Here is a 19,150-nt window from a genome sequence, read left to right on the forward strand (position 1 = left end):
CGGAAGCGGGGTGGCCTCTCTTTGGGCCACGTTTCTCTGGCCACTCAGAGAAAGGTGGCTCGGGCGCCGCAGGCGCACGAAAGCTTTGGCTTTTGATTGTCTTGGCATTTCCAGCGGCGGCACGCTGCGTAGCGCTAGTCAAGAAACCAGATAGAGAACCAACCCTCTACCCCAAAGGGAGGCAGAGAAACGGGCTCCATGACCACCGACAGGTGACATCCGCCGCCCGATTCTGCAACCATCGACCCCTTTACGGCGTGCTCGGCGCCGCTACGGGAACCTCCATGACACAAGAACGCGCGATTCGCCGCGACGTCGGCCCGTTCGCCCTGATGCTTACCGGCCTGGGCTCCATCATCGGTTCGGGCTGGTTGTTCGGCGCCTGGCGCGCTGCGCAGATCGCCGGCCCCGGTGCGATCTGGGCCTGGGTGCTGGGCGCGGCGATCATCATGACGATTGCGCTGACCTATGCCGAGCTGGGCGCGATGTTCCCCGAGTCCGGCGGCATGGTGCGCTACGGCCATTACTCGCACGGTTCGCTGGTCGGCTTCATCGCGGCGTGGGCGAACTGGATCGCGATCGTCTCGGTGATCTCGGTGGAGGCGGAAGCGTCGGCGCAGTACATGTCGTCGTGGAAGTGGGACTGGGCGAAGGACCTGTACCACAAGGTGCCCGGCGGCCACGGCGAGCTGAGCACCAATGGGCTGCTGATTGCGGCGGTGCTGGTGGTCGCGTATTTCCTGTTCAACTTCTGGAGCGTGAAGCTGTTCGCGCGTTCGAATACGGCGATCACGTTGTTCAAGCTGGTCATCCCCGCGCTTACCGCGGTGCTGCTGATCATGACCGGCTTCCATCCGGAGAACTTCAGCGTCGGCATCCACGGCGAGCTGCACAAGACTGACTTCCCGTCGATCCTCACCGCGGTGGCGATCGCCGGCATCGTGTTCAGCTTCAACGGTTTCCAGAGCCCGGTGAACCTGGCTGGCGAAGCGCGCAACCCGGGTCGCAGCATTCCGTTCGCGATCGTCTGCTCGATCGCGCTGGCCACCGTGGTCTACGTGCTGCTGCAGGTCTCGTTCATCGGCGCAGTGCCGCGCGAGATGCTGGCCAACGTGGGCTGGCATGGCATCGACTTCTCGTCGCCGTTCGCGGATCTGGCGATCATCCTGGGCCTGCAGTGGCTGGCGACGTTGCTTTTCATCGATGCGGTGATCAGTCCCAGCGGCACCGGCATGACCTATACCGCCACCACCGCGCGCATGCTCTACGGCATGGAGCGCAACGGCACGCTGCCGAAGATCCTGGGTCGGGTGCATCCGAAGTGGGGCGTGCCGCGTCCGGCGATGTGGGTAAACCTGGCGGTGTCGTTCCTGTTCCTGTTCTTCTTCCGCGGCTGGGGTTCGCTGGCGGCGGTGATCTCGGTGGCCACGATCATCTCCTACCTCACCGGTCCGGTCAGCGTGATGACGCTGCGGCGCACCGCACCGGAACTGCACCGTCCGTTCCGGCTGTCCGGCCTGCCGATCCTGGCCGGCATCGCCTTCATCATGTCGACCGAGCTGCTGTACTGGGCGAAGTGGCCGCTGACCGGCGAGATCATCCTGCTGATGGTGGTCGCGCTGCCGGTGTACTTCTACTACCAGGCCAAGGCCGGCTGGCACGACTTCGGCCGCCAGATGAAGGGCGCCTGGTGGCTGGTCTGCTACCTGCCCGCGCTGGCCGTGGTGTCGTGGGCCGGCAGCACCACCTTCGGCGGCAAGGGTTACCTGCCGTACGGCTGGGACCTGCTGCTGGTCGCGGTGATCGGCCTGGCGTTCTACCTGTGGGGCGTGAAGTCCGGCTGGCGCACGCCGTCGGTGGAAGCGGCGCGGATGGAAGCGCATGACGATCCGGATGCGCCGCTGGTGCCACCGGACGAGGAAACCGCCGAGCGGGTCACCGGGCACTGAAACCGGCCCCTTCGTTCCACCACAGCGCGCGGCCATCGGCCGCGCGTTTTTGTTTGCGCAGCGCCCATGTCGAAAATGCGCGTGGCCATTCGTCGCCATGGCAGACTCGCGCAAACCGCCACGCCGCCCAACCCGAGGAATCACCCATGTCACCCAAGGCCTGTCGTTCGCTCAACACGCTGTGCTTCGCCGCCCTGCTCGCCTTCGGCTCGGCGGCCAGCGCCGCCACGGTCAAGTACAACATCGATCCCGATCACACCTATCCCAGCTTCGAGGCCGACCACATGGGCGGGCTGTCGGTGTGGCGCGGCAAGTTCAACCACAGCAGCGGCACGGTGATGCTGGACAAGGCCGCCGGCACCGGCACGGTGGACGTCACCGTCGACATGAAGAGCGCCGACTTCGGCCAGGACCAGCTCAACGCCGGCACCCAGGGCGAGGAACTGTTCGACACGGCGAAGTACCCGCAGGCGCACTACACCGGCAAGCTGGTCGACTTCGTCAACGGCGCGCCGACCCGGGTCAGCGGCCAGCTGACCCTGCACGGAGTCACCCATCCGCTGGACCTGAAGATCAACAGCTTCAAATGCATGCCGCACCCGATGTTCAAGCGCGAGGTCTGCGGTGCCGATGCGCTGGCCACGTTCAAGCGCGACGCGTACGGCATGGACGCAGGCAAGGCCTACGGTTTCGACATGACGGTGACCTTGCGCATCCAGGTCGAGGCGCTCGCCGAGGCGCACACCGGACACTGACCGGGGTGATCGAATAGTCTTTATAATGCTTTTTTTGGCTCAAAGACGACCTTGAAACATATTCTATTGTTTATTTAGGCCGTAATCGGGTAGGATGAACCTGTTTTATCAGGTATCGGAAACCCCGTGGAACCACTCATCGTGCAACTTCACCTGGACGGCCAGTGGCACGACGCCATGGAACTGACCTTCCTGCGACCGGCCGATGGCCACGCCAGTCCTTGCACGCTGGGCTATCTGGACGCTTACGTGTTGGCGCAACTGGATCGGCTCGGCGCCCCCACGGCGGCGGCGGTCAGCGCGACGCTGCCGCTGGACTGGAGCATCCACACCACGCCGCAGTGGCCCGCGTTCCTGTTCGACATCGAGCCGAGCGGCGCGGCGCGGCGCTTCCTGCTGCAACGCCTGGGCCTGCCAGCACGCAACGACGACGGGGCCACCGATCTGCAACTGCTGGCGCAATGCACGCCGGCACCGGTCGGGCACCTGCGCATCAAATCGGCGTTCGAGGCACTGGCCGGTCCGTCAATCGGCTTCCCGATGGCCGACGTGGTAGCCCGCGATACGCGTTTCCTGGAGTACGCCTACGAACAGGGCGCGGCGATCGGCGGCGCCACCGGCGCCGGCGGCGAAGCACCCAAGTTGCTGCTCACCGAGGACGCCGGCGGTCTGCTGCACCCGGATGCGACTCTGGACGACGCGCAGGCTCACCGGCACTGGTTCGTGAAGTTCCCGCGTGGCAACGGCGGGCCGGTCGACCAGACGATCCTGCGGGCGGAACACGACTACTATCGAGCACTGGCGAAGCTGGACATCGCCTCGGTTGGCGGTGACGCGATGCGACTGGAGGAGGCGACTCGCCCCAGCCTGTGGCTGCCGCGCTTCGACCGCAGCATTGCTGACGGCACCACCGTGCAGCGCACCGCCGTGGAATCGGTCTACGCGCTGGCCGGGGTGACTCGCCCCGGCAGCTACATGACCCATCCGCAGGCGGTCGCCGCGCTGGTCGCGGCCTGGCACGCCGCCGGCCAGGCCGGTGACGTGCCGACGTTGCTGCGCGAATACCTGCGCCGCGACCTGCTCAACCTGGCGCTGGGCAACAGCGACAACCACGGCCGCAACACCGCGGTGCTGCGCCACGCCGACTGGCTGGAACTGGCGCCGATCTATGACCTGGCGCCGATGGTGATGGACGAGGAAGGCATCACGCGCACCACCAAGTGGCCCGCGCCGGCGGAGGTCGCCGGCGAGGTGGACTGGCGGGCCGCCTGCTCGACGCTGCAACCATGGGGTGATCCGCAGCAGCTGTTCAGCGGACTGCGCGACGATGCCGCAACGCTGCGCGCACTGCCCGACCTGCTGCGCGATCTCGGCCTGCCGAATGCCGTGTTCGATCACCCGCGCATCGCGCTGGGCGCCCTTGACGCGCGCCTGCGCCGCTGGGAGTTGCTGGCATGAGCATGTCCGTCGCCGATCGCCAAGCCCTGCTGACCCAATTGCAGGCGGAACTGCTGGACGGCCGCACCGGCATCGGCACGGCCGTACGGCGGCTGCGCACCGAACTGGCCGGCCTGCGCCAGGACCAGTTCGCCCGCATGTGCCGGATCTCGCTCAACACCTTGCAACAACTCGAACACGACCAGGGCAACCCGACCGTGCGCACGCTCAACGCGGTGTTCGCACCGTTCGGCATGCGCGTGGGCATCGTGCCGCGTACACCGCCATCCGATACCGGCGCCTGACCCTGAGTTTCAGCCCAGCGCCAGCACGTCCCCCAGCAAGGCCTGCGCGGTCACTTCCGGGCCGGCGCCCGGGCCCTGGATCACCAGCGGCTGGGTGTTGTAGCGGGTGGTGGTGAGGGCGAACTGGTTGTCGGTGCCGTACAGGCGCGCGGCGGGGTGGTTGAGCGGTACTTCGGTCAGGCCGACGCGGGCCTGGCCGCGCTGGTTCAGGCGGGCGAGGAAGCGCAGCACGCAGCCGCGCGAGCTGGCCTCGGCACAGCGCGCGGCGAGTGCGGCGTCCAGTTCGTCCAAACGCGTCATGAACGCCTCGGTGTCCAGCGCGCGCAAGGACGGCGGCACCAGGCCTTCCACCTGCACCTCGTCGGTGCCCAGGGCGTAGCCCGCGTTGCGGGCGATGATCAGCAGCTTGCGCGCCACGTCCTCGCCGGAAAGGTCCGAGCGCGGGTCGGGTTCGGTATAGCCAAGCTGGCGCGCCTCGCGCAGCAGTTCGGAGAACGGGCGGCTGCCGTCGTACTGGTTGAACAGCCACGACAGCGAACCGGAGAAGACGCCTTCCAGGGTCAGCAAGGCGTCGCCGCAATGGCGCAGCCGGCGCAGGGTCGACAGCACCGGCAGGCCGGCGCCCACGGTGGCCGAGTCGCCGTAGCGCCCCCCTTGCGCCAGTGCGGCCTGCAGCGCGCGCCAGCCGGACAGCTCGCCGCCGGCCAGCGCCTTGTTGGCGGTGACCACGTGGTAGCCCTGCGCCAGCCACTCGGCATGGCGCGCGGCCAGGGTCGCGCTGGCGGTGGCGTCGATGATCACCCTGACCGGCGCGCCGCTGGCGTCCAGCGCCGCCAGCAGGCCGGCATCATCGCGTGGCGCGCCGTGCTGGTTCAGCTGTTCGCGTAGGTTGCGCTGGGCCAGCCGGGCCGGCTCGGTCTGCTGGCGCCGCGAATTGGCCGCGCCAATCAGCCGCAGGGCACTGGCCGACGAGGTGTTCAGCAGCTTCAGCAAGGCGCCGCCGACCACACCGGTGCCCAGCAGGACGACGGCGATCGCAGGCGCGGACTCCGGCCGCGGAAGCAGGGCCGGCTCGGCCAGCACGGCGCTCATGCAGGCACCCGGCGTTTGGACGTCTTTACGGCGATGGCACGCTGCAGCCCCGCGTCCAGATCGCGCAGCAGGTCGTCGCCATCCTCGATGCCCACCGACAGCCGCAGCAGGCTGTCGGAAATGCCGGCGGTACGGCGCGCCTCCGGCGCCATCGAGGCGTGGGTCATGCTGGCCGGATGGGCGACCAGGCTCTCCACGCCGCCCAGCGATTCGGCCAGCGAGAAATACTGCAGGCCATCGACGAAGGCCTCGACCTGGGCCACGTCGCCCTCCAGCTCGAAGCTCAGCATGGCGCCGAAGCCCTGTTGCTGACGCCCCGCCAGCACGTGGCCGGCGTGGCTGGCCAGGCCCGGGTAATAGACGGTGCGCACGGCCGCGTGGGTCTCCAGCCGCTCGGCGATGCGGGCGGCGCTTTCCTGGTGCTGGCGCAGGCGCACGCCCAGGGTGCGCAGGCCGCGCAGGGTGAGGTAGCTGTCGAACGGCGCGCCGGTGAGGCCGTTGCAGTTGGCCCACCACTTCAGCTGCTCGGCCACCGCCGCGTCGCGCGCCACCACGGCGCCGCCGACCACGTCGCTGTGGCCATTGATGTACTTGGTGGTCGAATGCACCACCACGTCCGCGCCCAGCAGCAGGGGCTGCTGCAGCGCCGGCGACAGGAAGGTGTTGTCCACCACCAGCAGGGCGCCCACCGCATGCGCGGCCTGCGCCACGTGGCGGATGTCGGTGATCCGCAGCAGCGGGTTGGATGGGCTTTCCACCCACACCAGCGCCGGGCGGCGCGCCAGGCCGGCGGCCAGCGACACCGGATCGGTGAGGTCGGCGAACTCGACGCTGAAGCGGCCCTTCTTCGCCCAGGCATCGAGCAGGCGCCAGGTACCGCCGTAGCAGTCGTGCGCCGCCAGCACGGTGGCGCCGGCCGGCACCAGTTCCAGCGCCAGCGCCACCGCCGACATCCCGCTGGAAGTCACCACCGCGCCCACGCCCTGCTCCAGGTCGGCCAGTGCGTCGCCCAGCAGGTCGCGGGTGGGGTTGCCGCTGCGCGAGTAATCATAGGCGCGCTTGCGACCGAAGCCGGCGAAGCTGTAGTTGGTCGACAGATGCAGGGCCGGCACCACGGCGCCGTGCTGGGTGTCGCTTTCGATGCCGGCGCGCACGGCGCGGGTACAGGGGGCGGTGGTATCGCTCATGACAATCTCCGGATCGTGTGCGTGGTGTTCTTGTTGCAGGGCGGGCAATGCCCATCGGCGCGTTGAGGAGCGAGCAATGCCCGCGCTACAGGGCCAGCGCTTCGCGCAGCAGGGGGGCGAGTTGTTCGGGTTCTTTCAGGAAGGCGTCGTGGCCGTACGGCGACTCGACCACTTCCAGCGTGGCCGGCCCGCGCAGGCGACGCTGCAGTTCGCACAGGTCGGCCAGCGGCACCAGCCGGTCGGAGGGGAAGCCGATCAGCGTGGTCGGCGTGGGCACCTGCTCGGGCGCCACGTCGTGCAGGTCGATCGACTCGGACAGGGCGAGGAAGCGGTCGGCGTCGAAGCGCTCGACGAAGCGGCGGCCCTGGTGTTCCAGGTAGTCCTCGACCGGGAAGTGGAAGCGATCGTCGCGGAATGCCGGGGCGCCCGCGAAGCGGCGGCCGAACTCGGCGCTGCCGCGGTAGGTGGTGATCGCCAGCTGCCGCGACAGCGCCAGCGCCTCATCGACGTTGCCACTGGCCTGGCCCAGCCGCACGATGCCGCGCTGCACGCTGCGCTGGGCGGTGCTGAGCGGATGGGCGCGATGGGCGCCGGCCAGCAGCACCAGCCGTTCCAGCTGGCGCGGATGGCGGGCGGCGAAAGCCAGCCCCACCATCGCGCCATAGGACGAGCCGACGAAGGCATGCACCTGGGTCAGGCCCAGCTCGCGCAGCAGCGCGGCCAGCGCGTCGGCCTGGTCTTCGCTGGAGATGGACGCAGTGCCCAGTTGCGCCGGGGTCAGCCAGTCGATCGCCAGCACCCGGCAGCGGGTCAGGTCGATCGCCGCTCCGTCGCCGACCAGCTCCTGCCACCAGCCCGGGGCCGCCGCGCCGGCCGGGCCGCTGACGTCGCGATCGGCCGAGATGCCGCCCTGCACGATCACCGTGGGCGCGCCTGCCGCGCCATGCCACGCATAGCTCACCTCGACCGCGCGCGCGCCAGCGCCGTACTTCGGGCTGAGCTGCAGCCGGCGCGTGCCGCGCTGGGCGGTGAGGCGGGCGCGCGGCTCGATGGAAGACGGGGACGCGCTGTCGGCGGCGCCGCTACAGCGCGTCTCGATACAGCGGGCTTCGGGCAGGAAGGTCATCTCGCGCTCTCCGGTCGGCATCGCCCTGCGAGCTACCGGAAAGGTCGTCATCCATGGCACGACGGCAGCACGCCGCGAACCGGATCACGCCCATCTACCGGTGGATGCCGAAGCATCCCCGCAGGAGTTGGCACCGTGGCGGAAACGTTCCGCAGGTTGCCCCGGCTTCAAAGGGCCTGTCCCTCAGCCGGTCTCGATGAGTGAGGCGGATCTTGAGGCCTCGCCGATCACCTGTCAATAGACGTCTAAACATCTAGACGTATATATGGATACACCTAGCAAAAGACCGAAAGAGCGCCTTTCGACCCCACATCCGGCCCGCTGAACCGCCTCGCAACCGCGGCCACCCAAGACGGTTCAAGGCCGTCGCCGCGCCTTCCGCGTCCTGCTAACGTATGCCGATGACTCCCCACCCCGACACGTCCGCCCTGCATGCCCGGCTGCAGCGCGACGGTTTTGCCTTCGTCACCGCCGACAACATGCGCGACCTGCTGCCCGCCTCGGCGCTGACCGACTGGCCCGCCTTCGTCGCCAGCTGGAACGACCTGGCGCCGGACAGCTACCTGGCCGCCAGCGGTCGCCATCGCCGGCGCCGGCACGCCACCTTCTCCGCCGACGCCGGATACGGCGTGCGCGCCGAAGCGCACCAGCCGCATTACCAGAGCCTGCACTACAACCCGCTGCAGGGCGACATCCTGCGCTGGTTCGAGCCGGTGCTGCCGGCGATCGCCGACGGCGCCAGCCTGCGCCGGATCCTCGCGTTCTGCCACGAGCGCTTCGGCGCGCTGGCGCCGCAGGTGCGCCACTGGCATGTCGAGGTGCACCAGTTCCGCATCGAGGCCCGCGCGGATGAGGCCGGCGAACCCACCCCCGAAGGCGTGCACCGCGACGGCGTCGACTACGTGCTGGTGCTGCTGATCGACCGCGAGAACATCGAGCGCGGCACCACCACCATCCACGCGGCCGATCGCCGCGAAGTCGGCCAGTTCACCCTGACCCACCCGCTGGACGCCGCCCTGGTCGACGACCACCGCGTCTTCCACGGCGTGACCGCGGTGACTCCGCTCGATCCTGCGCAAGCGGCACATCGCGACGTGCTGGTGGTGACCTTCCGGCGCGACGCCGCACCGGCCTGAGGGTCGCGATTGCGGGCAACCGGCTCGACTGCAACACTGCGGGCCAGCCATTCCTCTCGCCAGCCAGGGAACCCGCCATGTCCGTTGCCGCCAACATCGTGATCGCGCTGATTGCGCTGCTGCACCTGTGGTTCCTGGTGCTGGAGATGTTCCTGTGGACGCGGCCGTCCGGGCGCCGCGCATTCGGCACCACGGCGGAGTTCGCCGAACAGTCCAAGGCGCTCGCGGCGAACCAGGGGCTCTACAACGGCTTCCTCGCTGCCGGACTGGTATGGGGATTGCTGCTGGGCAACGGCGGCGCCAGCTTCAGCGTGAAGCTTTTCTTCCTCGTCTGCGTGCTGATCGCCGGCATCTACGGCGGACTGACCGCGGCGCGGAAGATCCTGTTGTTCCAGGCGCTGCCCGCGCTGGTCGCGCTGGTGTTGATTCACCTGGTCTGATGGTCCCTCACCCATGACTTCACTCCCCCGCGAAGCGGTCGGCCAGCGCTACGACCCGGCATTGATGCAGCGCGCCCGCGAGCGCAGCTGGGACGCCCTGCACGGCATCCGCCAGCGCATGCGTCCGGGCATCAGCGAGGACGAGGCCAGGGCCGAGGCGATGGAGGTGTTCCGCGAACTGGGCTGCGAGCGGCTGTGGCATCCGGTGCTGGTACGCATCGGCGCGAATACCACCAGGGCCTACCGACAAGCCTCCGATCCGGACGTGCGGCTGGGCGAAAACGACAGCTATTTCATCGACCTGGGCCTGGTCTTCGACGGCCACGAAGGCGACGTCGGCGACACCTTCGTGATCGGGGATGCCCCGCAACAGCAGGCCTGCGCCGAGGCGGCGCGCGCGCTGTTCCACGAGGTGGCCGACGCCTGGCGTGGCCAGGGACTGAGCGGCCAGGCGCTGTATGCGTTCGCCGAGGCGCGCGCCGCCGCGATGGGCTGGCGCTTCAACCAGGCCACCAAGGGCCACCGGGTGGGCGACTTCCCGCACGCGATCCACAAGGGCGGCGACCTGGCCGACCTGGGCGCGCCGCCGTCACGCGACCTGTGGATACTGGAGATCCAGATCGCGCATCCCACCGAACCGTTCGGCGCGTTCTACGAGGACCTGCTGTCCGGCTGACGGCGTGGCCGTCGCACCGCCTGCATTGAAAATCCCCGCAACAGACGGCATCTGAGCCGTCTGTTCCCGACACGTCATCGTGCCGCCCTATGGAGTTCTGCCCGTGGCCCGCAACAAACCCCTGAATCTGTACCGCAACATCGGCATCATCGCGCACATCGACGCGGGCAAGACCACGACCACCGAGCGCGTGCTGTATTACACCGGCAAGAAGCATCAGATCGTCGACGTGCACGACACCAAGGAAGGCAAGGGTTCCACCACCACCGACTACATGGAGCAGGAGCGCAAGCGCGGCATCACGATCCAGTCGGCCGCGGTGTCGGCGGTGTGGAAGGGCCACCAGATCAACGTCATCGACACCCCGGGACACGTCGATTTCACCATCGAGGTGAACCGCTCGCTGCGCGTGCTGGACGGCGCCGTGGTGGTGTTCGACGGCGTCGCCGGCGTGGAGCCGCAGACCGAGACCAACTGGCGCCTGGCCGACCAGTACAAGGTGCCGCGGCTGTGCTACGTCAACAAGATGGATCGCATCGGCGCCAACTTCGCGCATTGCGTGAAGGGCATCCGCGAGCGCCTCGGCGCCAACGCGCTGCTGTGCCAGGTGCCGCTGGGCAGCAGCGACGAATTCGTGGGCATGGCCGACCTGGTCGCCGGCATGGGCTACATCTGGGCCTCCGACGACAAGGACAGCGTGTGGGAGAGCGTGCCGCTGGAACAGCTGAAAGACCGCCTGAAGTTCGGCTCCGACGCCGACAACGCGTGGATCGCCGACCTGCCCAGGCTGCGCGAGGACCTGCTGGAAAGCGCGCTGGCGCTGGACGACGACGCGTTCGAACACCTGATCAACACCGGCGAATTCGACCCGGCCGTGCTCAAGCGCTGCATCCGCAAGGGCACCGTCACCGGTGAACTGGTGCCGGTGCTGTGCGGCTCGTCGTACAAGAACAAGGGCGTGCAGCAGTTGCTGGACGCGGTCGTCGACTACCTGCCCTACCCCGGCGAGAACGGCGGCATCGCGATGGTCGACGAGGACGGCAACGTCGTCGGCGAACAGGCGGTGACCGACGACGCGCCGGCGCGCGCGCTGGCGTTCAAGGTGATCAACGACCAGTTCGGCACGCTGACCTTCTGCCGCATCTACTCCGGCGTGATCAGGAAGGGCGACACCCTGCTCAACGTCACCCGCGGCAAGAAGGAGCGCGTGGGCCGCATCGTCGAAGTGCAGGCCGACGACACGAAAGAGATCGATGAAGTCCGCGCGGGCGACATCTGCGCCTTCGTCTCGATGAAGGACACCGAGACCGGCGACTCGCTGAGCGATCCGGCGCATCCGGCGCTGCTCGAGCGCATGCGCTTCCCCGACCCGGTGATCAGCGTGTCGGTCGAGCCGAAGAGCCGCAACGACGTCGACAAGCTGTCCACCGCGCTCTACAAGATGGTCAAGGCCGATCCCTCGCTGCGCATGGAAGTGGATCAGGAAACCGGCCAGACCGTGCTCAAGGGCATGGGCGAGCTGCACCTGGAAATCACCATCGACCGCATGCGCACCGAACTGGGCGTGGAAGCGAGCATGGGCAAGCCGCGGGTGAGCTTCCGCGAGGCGTTCGGCCAGACCGTCGAGCACACCTATACGCACAAGAAGCAGAGCGGCGGCTCGGGCCAGTTCGCCGAGGTGAAGATGATCTTCGAGCCGGGCGAACCGGGCTCGGGCGTGGTGTTCTCCGACGAGGTGGTCGGCGGCCGCGTGCCCCGCGAATACATCCCCGCGGTCGAACACGCGATCAAGACCGAATCGCGCGAAGGCCAGGTCGCCGGCTACGAGGTGGTCGACTTCAAGGCGCGGCTGATCGACGGCAAGTTCCATGACGTCGACTCCTCCGCGCTGGCCTTCGAGATCGCCACCCGCCAGTGCTTCCGCGAGGCGCAGAAGCTCAGCAAGCCGAAGCTGCTGGAGCCGATCATGAGCCTGGAAGTGGTCACCGAGGCGACCTACCTGGGCGACGTGATCGGCGACATCAACCGCCGCCGCGGCACCATCACCGACCAGGGCCAGAAGGGCACGTCGGCCTTCGTGCAGGGCTTCGTGCCACTGTCGGAAATGTTCGGCTACATCAACTTCCTGCGCTCGGCCACCAGCGGCCGCGGCAACTTCTCGATGATCTTCGATCACTACCAGGAAGTGCCGGCCAGCATGGTCGACAAGCTGATGGAGAAGGAGGCGAAGTAAGGCTTCGTTCTCAACCGCCACCTGATCCTGCCTCAGTGTCAAATGCGGAAGCCCGGGAGTTGCTCCCGGGCTTTCGTGTTCGTGTCGAAGGATGATGGCGATCCGGTACCGGCCAACGGATCAAGACGGCACAGGTGCACACATGGCCAACGGGAACTTCAACCGGCGCCGAGCTGAGCCAGTTCAAAGCCGGTCAGGCCATTCGCGGCGATACTCGCCTCCAGACCTGCCTGGCTTCGTCATTGACATAGATTCGGATGCGCGCCGTTCGCGGATCCTTGAAGACCGTTGGCCCGACCGGCAATGCATCGGCTCTGAAGGCCTCCTTGACGATAGACCCGGAGGAGCGTCGCTCGGAGCGATCAGGATCGATGCAGTCGATCACCCGCGTGACGTTGTAGAAATACTCGACCTTGTCGTCCACCTTTGCTTCAAGCAATTGCCCGAATTGCGCCAGAAAGGGCCCCAGCGCGTCGGCGGCTTTCTGGCTGAGCACCAAAGAGCCGGCCAGCAGCAGGCTGACATCGCCGCGAGGCAGGTGATTCTTCTTCCGGCCCTCCTGGTAAACCTCGACGACTGGCCGCCGCTTCCATTGCCTGGGCGTGCCGTCAAATTCGAAGACCCCCGAATTTACCTGCGCGTCGCTGGGCACGAGCGGAGCGAATTTGTCCGGAGTGTTCTCAATTCCCAAATCGACATGTTCAAGCCCTTCTGTACGGGAGTTCCCGCGATCATGTCCGCACGCATACTCTGCAGCTCGGCCCGGCCGGCAGCCGCCCCGTCAGTGCGTCGACCAAGCAGGGACCAAGCAGGCGCGCCGCGACCGTGGCGTGATAGAGCTTGCCGTGAATGGGATCATGTGCGTTCGCCTTTTCCAGGCCTGCAATGTTGGCACCAGGCGCCCTCGGCAGGAATACGCGATTGTCCGCCACGCGGGCCTCACGCCGGCAATGTTCCGGCGCAAGCAAAGGCATGTGTGAAAACGTGCCGGGAATCTTTCCGGAAGTGACGTTCGCACTCGTCGCGTTTCGGTCTTCCGGAACCCCGAGCGGCGGCACGGGGCATGGAGCCCGGCACGGAGGGTCCTGTGTGACAGCTTGACCAACGGGGATGCGCGCAGCGCCGGAGCAGGCATCATCCGGCGTGAACCCGGACAGGGCCGCTGCTCCCCTACATCTCGATCTCTTCGCCGCCAAGGTCCGTGATCATCCGCTCGGCCTGCCGCACCAGGACCTGCGATGACTCCTTGTAGCGGTTCGCGATCTCGCGGATGCCGTCCGCGCAGCCGAGGAAGGCATCGACGATGTCCGGGTCGAAGTGCGTTCCGCGTCCTTCGCGGATGACCTGCACCGCCTCTTCATGGGATATCGCCCGTTTGTATACGCGCTTGTTGATCAGTGCGTCGTACACGTCCGCCACGGCCATCAGCCTTGCCGAAATGGGTATCTCGTCTCCCTTCAGGCCCTTCGGATAGCCACTGCCATCCCACCATTCCTGGTGGCTGTAGGCGATCTCCTTGGCATAACGCAGGAAGCCGATCTCCTCGCCGATGGCGGCTTCGGCATTGGCAATGGCGTTGCCGCCCAGCGTGGTGTGCATCTTCATGATTTCGAATTCGTCCGGCGTCAGCTTGCCCGCCTTGAGCAGAATCCGGTCGGGAATGCCGATCTTGCCGATGTCGTGCAGCGGTGCCGACTTGAACAGCAGGTCGATCGTGCCTTCGGTCAGGAAGGCGGCAAATCGCGGGTGACGGGCAAGCTTTTGCGCCAGCAGCTTCACGTAATGCTGGGTGCGCAGGATGTGGTTGCCGGTATCGTTGTCGCGGGTTTCGGCCAGCGATGCCAGGGCGCGGATCGTCACCTCCTGGATCATCGTGACTTCCCGCGTGCGCCGCTGCACCTCGCGCTCCAGAAACTCGCTCTTGTACTTCAGGAAGTCGCGCGCCGCCTTGAGCTGCAGATGGTTGCGCACGCGCGACTGCACCAGCGGCGGACTGATCGGCTTGGTGATGTAGTCGACGGCGCCCAGCTCCAGGCCGCGGCGCTCTTCCTCGACCGAGCTCATCGCGGTCAGGAAGATCACCGGGATGTCCCGTGTTCGCGGGTCTGCCCGAAGCTGCCGCAGCACTTCGTAGCCATCCATCTCCGGCATCATGATGTCGAGCAGGATCAGATCCGGTGGCGTCGACGCCTGCGCCAGTTGCAATCCGCGCGCACCACCAGGGGCGACCTTCACCTTGAACTCCCCGCGCAACACCTCGCTGATCAGGGCGAGGTTTTCCGCGGTATCGTCGATGGCCAGCACGACTTCCCGGGTTTCCGATTCGCTCATTGCCTGTCTCCGTTGCTTCGCGGCTGCATTCCCTGAGAACCTGTCTAACATACACGCATGGGTTCCGGGCAAAAAATCCGTGATCGGCGCGTTACTGCGAAAGCGCATCGAGCGCCGTCAGCGCTGCCTCAAAATCGAAAGCCGATATGGCACGCGCCACGTCATGAAAAGCGGATGCATGCGAAGTCCCTCCGGTGAGCCGGAGGATCTCCTCGATCACCGCGGCAGCCTCCGCGTCGCCATCGAGCAGCAGGATGCGCAGGCGCTGGACCAGTCCCTGCAGGTACTCCGGGTCCGCGCTGGCAGGCACGGCGAGCGCCTCCGGCTCATGCGTGGTCAGGGCGGCGAGGCCAGCCATGACCTTGTCCAGTTCGACGCAGGTACGCTGAAGCAAATCGACGATGCGGTCCGCGCCCGCACTGTTGATGCAGGCAAGTTCCAGTGCGGCGGCGCACGTCTCCAGCGCCCGTGCACCCAGGGTGCCGGCCAGGCCTTTCAGGGTATGCGCCGCACGCTGTCGATCGGCCGGATCGCCCTGCCCCGACATCTTCAGGAAGCGTGTTTCGAAATCGCGCTGACTGTCGCGGAACATCGTCAGCAGGCGCGTGTACAGCGCCACGTCGTCCATCGCCGCGGCGAGGCCGATCTTCGCGTCGATGCCCGGCAACGGCGGCAGCGAGCTGGCAGTCGGGCCGGTGATGCCGGACGACGGGATTTCCTGCGCCGGCATGGCGCTCTTCTGGACGACAGCAGATGACAAAGCGGAAGGCCTGATCCATTTCGCCAGCGTCGCGAACATGTCGGCGACGCGCAGCGGTTTGGCAATGTGGTCGACCATGCCGGCATCGATGACCTTCTCACGGTCGCCGATCATCGCGTTGGCGGTCATCGCGATGATCGGCAATCCCGCCAGCGCAGGCTGGGCGCGGATCGCCCGACTGGCTTCGTAGCCGTCCATCACCGGCATCTGGCAGTCCATCAGCACCGCGTCGAAATGGCTGTCCCGGCCGAGGATGTCGAGCGCCTCCTGGCCGTGACCGGCGACCATCACCTCCATCCCGGCCTGAGTCAGGATCTCCCTGGCCAGCTCCTGGTTGACGTCGTTGTCCTCCACCAGCAACACGCGGGCGCCACGCAGCCGACGCAAGGCCTCGCTGTTGCGTTCGGCCTTGCGATGGACGCGGGAGTCGACAACCTTGCCCTTGCCCAGCGCCTCGACCACGGCGTCGAACAACGACGAGAAGGTCACCGGCTTGGTCAGCACAGCCTGGACCCGGACGCCGCTTCTTGCCGCTGCATCGAGTGCTTCATCGCGACCATGGGCGGTCACCATGATCACCGCGGGGAAAGACGTCATGGCGGTGTATTCCTGCAGGCGGCGAATGGTTTCCACACCATCCATCGTCGGCATTTTCCAGTCCGTCAGCACCACGTCGTAGGGATGACCACCGGTCGCCGCCGCGGCCTCGGCAATCATCACCAGTGCCTGGCCACCGCCGCTGGCGGTATCGACGTCCACGCCGAACTCGGTGGCTATCGTCGCCAGGATTTCGCGTGCCACGGGGTTGTCATCGACGATCAGCAGGCGCAATCCGTTGAGATCGTCGGCATACAGCTCGGGGCGAAGCGAAGGCATGGCCTGTACGCCCAGCAGCGCATGAAAGTGGAAGGTCGAGCCCTGGCCCGGCTCGCTGTCGACCCATATCTCGCCACCCATCATGCCAACCAGCCGGCGCGAAATGGCCAGGCCCAGGCCGCTGCCGCCGTACTTGCGCGTGGTCGAACTGTCGGCCTGGGAGAACGACCGGAACAGCGCGGAGACCTGTTCGCCGGTCATGCCGATTCCCGAATCGCGCACCTGGAAATGCAGCTGGACCTGGTCGCCTTTCATGGCAACCCTCTCGACGCTGACCACCACCGCGCCCTTCTCGGTGAACTTGACGGCGTTGTTGCCCAGGTTGACCAGGACCTGCCCCAGTCGCAGCGGGTCGCCGACCAGCGCGGTGGGCACGTCCGGAGCGATTTCGAACAGCAGTTCGAGGTTGCGCTGTTCGGCCTTCAGGCCGACGAGGTTGGCAAGGTTGTCCATCACGTCTTCCAGACGGAAGTCGACCGATTCCATGGCCATCTTGCCTGCCTCGATCTTCGAGAAGTCGAGGATGTCGTTGATCACCCCCAGCAGGTTCTCGGCGGCGCGGTGGACTTTCTCGATGTAGTTGCGCTGGCGCGGGTCCAGCGCGGTCTGCAGGGCGAGGTAGGACATGCCGATGATCGCGTTCATCGGCGTGCGTATCTCGTGGCTCATGTTGGCCAGGAAGTCGCTCTTGGCGCGAGTCGCCTCCTCGGCAATGTCTCTCGCCCGCAGCACCTCGCCCTGGACACGCTTGCGCTCGGTAACGTCGACCAGCCAGCCGATGATGCCGTCCTCGCCATCGAACGACAGCGGAACGTAGGTGCCCTGCATGTCGCGAACGCTGCCATCGCGGACAAGCAGGTGGGTTTCCGCGTTCCTGGCGAATCCGTCGCGCCGGATGATCTCCATCAGGTCTTCGCGTTCGCGCAAGTCCACGTACAGACGACGCCAGTCGTCGCCCGGCCCCATTCCGAAGGTCTTCATGAACCGGGGATTGGCGAACTTGATCTTCCCGTCCACCGAGAAGTCGATATTGATCGGACTGGTATCCAGGATCATCTGGAGGCGCTCACGCTCGCCGGCCAGCTTGACGGTCTGCTCGCCGACCTTGGCCTCGAGTTCGTCGGCAAAGCGCCGCAGCGCCTCGCTGGCGCGAACCTCGGTGGTGTTGTCCACGCCGACGGTGGCCACGCCCACCGGCGCCTTCTCACCCGACACCTCGATGGGAAACCGCACCAACTGGTGGTGTCTGGTCTGGCCCTGGGCGTCGATGAAGCTGGTGTCGAATCGCGCGGGCTCGCGCGTCCGCAGCACTTCGTCACGCTGCCGCTCGCGTTGAGCCCGACCCTCCGACTCGGTGGTTTCGTAGCCCGCGGCATCGACGAAGACACCGATCAGTGGTGCTATCGAATCAAATCGGGAGTTGGTCTGCACATACCTCCCATCGGCGGCCTGGATGCACATGTAGGCGGGCGCGTTGCTGAAGAAGCTGACAAGCCGTGCCTCACTGCGCTGCATGTCGCGACGCAAACGTGCGTCGCGGTACGACAGCAGCAACAACAAGGTCACCGCGGTCGCCGCCAGGGCGTAGACCCAGAACGCGGCGAATCGGGAAGGTCGATAAGCCTCGGACTCGTCGATTTCCACGATCAGGCCAAGATTCATGCCCTGCAGCCATTGGCCCGCGCCCACCACCGGGACCCGGCGGTAGTCGAGGTAGTCATCCATGAACCAGCTTTCGCCGCCGTTCGAGGCCAGCACTGCCTGCGCCAGCCGCGTCGGCGGATCGCTGTCCAGCGGAAGCGGCAGCTTGTCCGATGTCGCCGAATGGCTCGATGGCACGCGGGCGTACAGGCGGCTGACATGATTGCCCTGCGGCGTCGACGGATTTCCTTCGAAAGCCGATTCGAAGCGGCTCGGCGTGCGCAGGCGCGCATCGCGCCCTATCAGCATCGCCTCGCCGGTTTCTCCCTGCCAGCCGGCCGCAAGCAGGGGGAACAGCAACTTGCGCGGGTTGGACCCGATGCAGAAGTAGCCCAGTACCTGCGCCCCGTCAGCCACGGTGCGGCAGGCCAATTGCACGAAGTCGCGGTCACCCTCTGCCTTCGCCCGACGTGACAGCTTGGTTGCGCGGAACGGTGCGGAAACCGCATAGCCGTCGGTGTCGAGCCTGGGCAGCATCGCGGTCAGTACTTGCGAAGTGTCGCCGACATGCACCGGATCATCCACGGCGAGGATCGTGCCCGCGGGGCTGTAGAGCACGTAGATCCTGAAGCCGTACTGGGTCTGGCGCTGGGCCGCCCACGCGGTCATCCTCGAACGCGCCCCGGCGTCTGCCGGACTCAGCGAAAACGCCCGGGTGAGGTCGATCAACTCGGGGTCTTTCACGATGGCGGCGGTAGCCTCGATCTGGTTCCTGTACAGCACCTGCAGGAGATCGGCGGCGGCATCGAGGCTGGCCTTGAGCTGGGAACGCACCGACTGCTGGTCGAGCACGCGAATCCGGTTCGCCGCGACGACGCTGAACAACACGATGACGATCGCGCTCGACGCGGCGACCAGGGGCAGCCAGTTGCGGAAGGGAGTGACGCCACCGCCACGCCCTTGAACGAACGAGATCAGGCTCGACACGAACTTCATTGGTGGCCCAGGCCGATGAGAACGGCCGCTGCCGGATTCCCGGCTGCCGTGCCGGGCATGGGCACCCACACGGGGCCGGCGCTGCCAGGGATGATCCGCGTCAGCGCGACGCCGTCCATCGACAGGATCGGGACGCTCTTTCCTTGCAGTCTCTGGCCCATATGGCCTCCCCGCAACGCGACAGAGATGGCATGCGCGATGGTGTCACTC

General features: G+C 66.8%; 15 protein-coding genes and 1 riboswitch. Of the genes, 8 read left to right on the forward strand and 7 right to left on the reverse strand.

Annotation, left to right across the window (positions count from 1 at the left end; all coding sequences use genetic code 11):
* Positions 1 to 284: 284 nt before the first annotated feature.
* The 4 genes from ASD82_RS04740 (at position 285) to ASD82_RS04755 (ending at position 4,446) form a co-directional block, all read left to right on the forward strand.
* Positions 285 to 1,949 (forward strand): APC family permease, encoded by a 1,665-nt coding sequence (locus ASD82_RS04740; protein ID WP_056716192.1) that lies wholly within the window; start codon positions 285 to 287, stop codon positions 1,947 to 1,949.
* Positions 1,950 to 2,095: 146 nt separating this feature from the next.
* On the forward strand, positions 2,096 to 2,704 hold the full coding sequence (locus ASD82_RS04745) for a YceI family protein (protein WP_082585242.1): 609 nt from the start codon (positions 2,096 to 2,098) through the stop codon (positions 2,702 to 2,704).
* Between the two features lie 126 nt (positions 2,705 to 2,830).
* A complete protein-coding gene (locus ASD82_RS04750) occupies positions 2,831 to 4,162 on the forward strand; it encodes a HipA domain-containing protein (protein ID WP_056716195.1) in 1,332 nt (443 codons plus the stop codon).
* Positions 4,159 to 4,446: a helix-turn-helix transcriptional regulator gene (locus ASD82_RS04755; RefSeq protein WP_200950218.1), complete on the forward strand. Its 288-nt coding sequence runs from the start codon at positions 4,159 to 4,161 to the stop codon at positions 4,444 to 4,446. The genes ASD82_RS04750 and ASD82_RS04755 overlap by 4 nt, the downstream gene beginning before the upstream one ends.
* Before the next feature lie 9 nt (positions 4,447 to 4,455).
* Here ASD82_RS04755 and ASD82_RS04760 read toward each other — a convergent pair whose 3' ends face one another.
* The 3 genes from ASD82_RS04760 to ASD82_RS04770 form a co-directional block, all read right to left on the reverse strand.
* On the reverse strand, positions 4,456 to 5,538 hold the full coding sequence (locus ASD82_RS04760; protein ID WP_056716200.1) for a homoserine dehydrogenase: 1,083 nt from the start codon (positions 5,536 to 5,538) through the stop codon (positions 4,456 to 4,458).
* Positions 5,535 to 6,725 carry a cystathionine gamma-synthase gene (gene metB / locus ASD82_RS04765; RefSeq protein ID WP_056716202.1) on the reverse strand — a complete coding sequence of 397 codons (1,191 nt, stop codon included), beginning with the start codon at positions 6,723 to 6,725 and terminating at the stop codon, positions 5,535 to 5,537. The genes ASD82_RS04760 and metB overlap by 4 nt, the downstream gene beginning before the upstream one ends.
* Positions 6,726 to 6,810: 85 nt before the next feature.
* A complete protein-coding gene (locus ASD82_RS04770) occupies positions 6,811 to 7,851 on the reverse strand; it encodes a homoserine O-succinyltransferase (RefSeq protein WP_056716289.1) in 1,041 nt (346 codons plus the stop codon).
* Positions 7,852 to 7,938: 87 nt separating this feature from the next.
* Positions 7,939 to 8,054: riboswitch (SAM riboswitch) on the reverse strand.
* Between the two features lie 198 nt (positions 8,055 to 8,252).
* Between ASD82_RS04770 and ASD82_RS04775 the strand changes: the two genes are divergently transcribed.
* The 4 genes from ASD82_RS04775 to fusA all read left to right on the forward strand — a co-directional run bounded on the left by ASD82_RS04775 (position 8,253) and on the right by fusA (position 12,336).
* Positions 8,253 to 8,987: a 2OG-Fe dioxygenase family protein gene (locus tag ASD82_RS04775; protein ID WP_056716292.1), complete on the forward strand. Its 735-nt coding sequence runs from the start codon at positions 8,253 to 8,255 to the stop codon at positions 8,985 to 8,987.
* Positions 8,988 to 9,064: 77 nt separating this feature from the next.
* Positions 9,065 to 9,427 carry a DUF1304 domain-containing protein gene (locus ASD82_RS04780; RefSeq protein ID WP_056716205.1) on the forward strand — a complete coding sequence of 121 codons (363 nt, stop codon included), beginning with the start codon at positions 9,065 to 9,067 and terminating at the stop codon, positions 9,425 to 9,427.
* Positions 9,428 to 9,440: 13 nt separating this feature from the next.
* A complete protein-coding gene (locus ASD82_RS04785) occupies positions 9,441 to 10,103 on the forward strand; it encodes a M24 family metallopeptidase (RefSeq protein ID WP_056716208.1) in 663 nt (220 codons plus the stop codon).
* Between the two features lie 103 nt (positions 10,104 to 10,206).
* Positions 10,207 to 12,336 carry an elongation factor G gene (gene fusA / locus ASD82_RS04790; protein ID WP_056716211.1) on the forward strand — a complete coding sequence of 710 codons (2,130 nt, stop codon included), beginning with the start codon at positions 10,207 to 10,209 and terminating at the stop codon, positions 12,334 to 12,336.
* 193 nt (positions 12,337 to 12,529) lie between these two features.
* On the opposite strand, the gene ASD82_RS04795 is transcribed toward fusA, so the two are convergent.
* The 4 genes from ASD82_RS04795 to ASD82_RS17645 all read right to left on the reverse strand — a co-directional run bounded on the left by ASD82_RS04795 (position 12,530) and on the right by ASD82_RS17645 (position 19,101).
* Positions 12,530 to 12,988 carry a hypothetical protein gene (locus tag ASD82_RS04795; RefSeq protein ID WP_157599186.1) on the reverse strand — a complete coding sequence of 153 codons (459 nt, stop codon included), beginning with the start codon at positions 12,986 to 12,988 and terminating at the stop codon, positions 12,530 to 12,532.
* Positions 12,989 to 13,506: 518 nt separating this feature from the next.
* On the reverse strand, positions 13,507 to 14,667 hold the full coding sequence (locus ASD82_RS04800) for a two-component system response regulator (RefSeq protein WP_056716218.1): 1,161 nt from the start codon (positions 14,665 to 14,667) through the stop codon (positions 13,507 to 13,509).
* A gap of 91 nt (positions 14,668 to 14,758) precedes the next feature.
* Positions 14,759 to 18,940 carry a response regulator gene (locus tag ASD82_RS04805; protein ID WP_056716222.1) on the reverse strand — a complete coding sequence of 1,394 codons (4,182 nt, stop codon included), beginning with the start codon at positions 18,938 to 18,940 and terminating at the stop codon, positions 14,759 to 14,761.
* Positions 18,937 to 19,101, reverse strand: a complete 165-nt coding sequence (locus ASD82_RS17645) for a hypothetical protein (protein WP_157599005.1) — start codon at positions 19,099 to 19,101, stop codon at positions 18,937 to 18,939. Before ASD82_RS17645 ends, ASD82_RS04805 begins: the two co-directional genes overlap by 4 nt.
* Positions 19,102 to 19,150: the final 49 nt, after the last annotated feature.

Source organism: Rhodanobacter sp. Root179, from assembly GCF_001428465.1.
Classification (GTDB): Bacteria; Pseudomonadota; Gammaproteobacteria; order Xanthomonadales; family Rhodanobacteraceae; genus Rhodanobacter.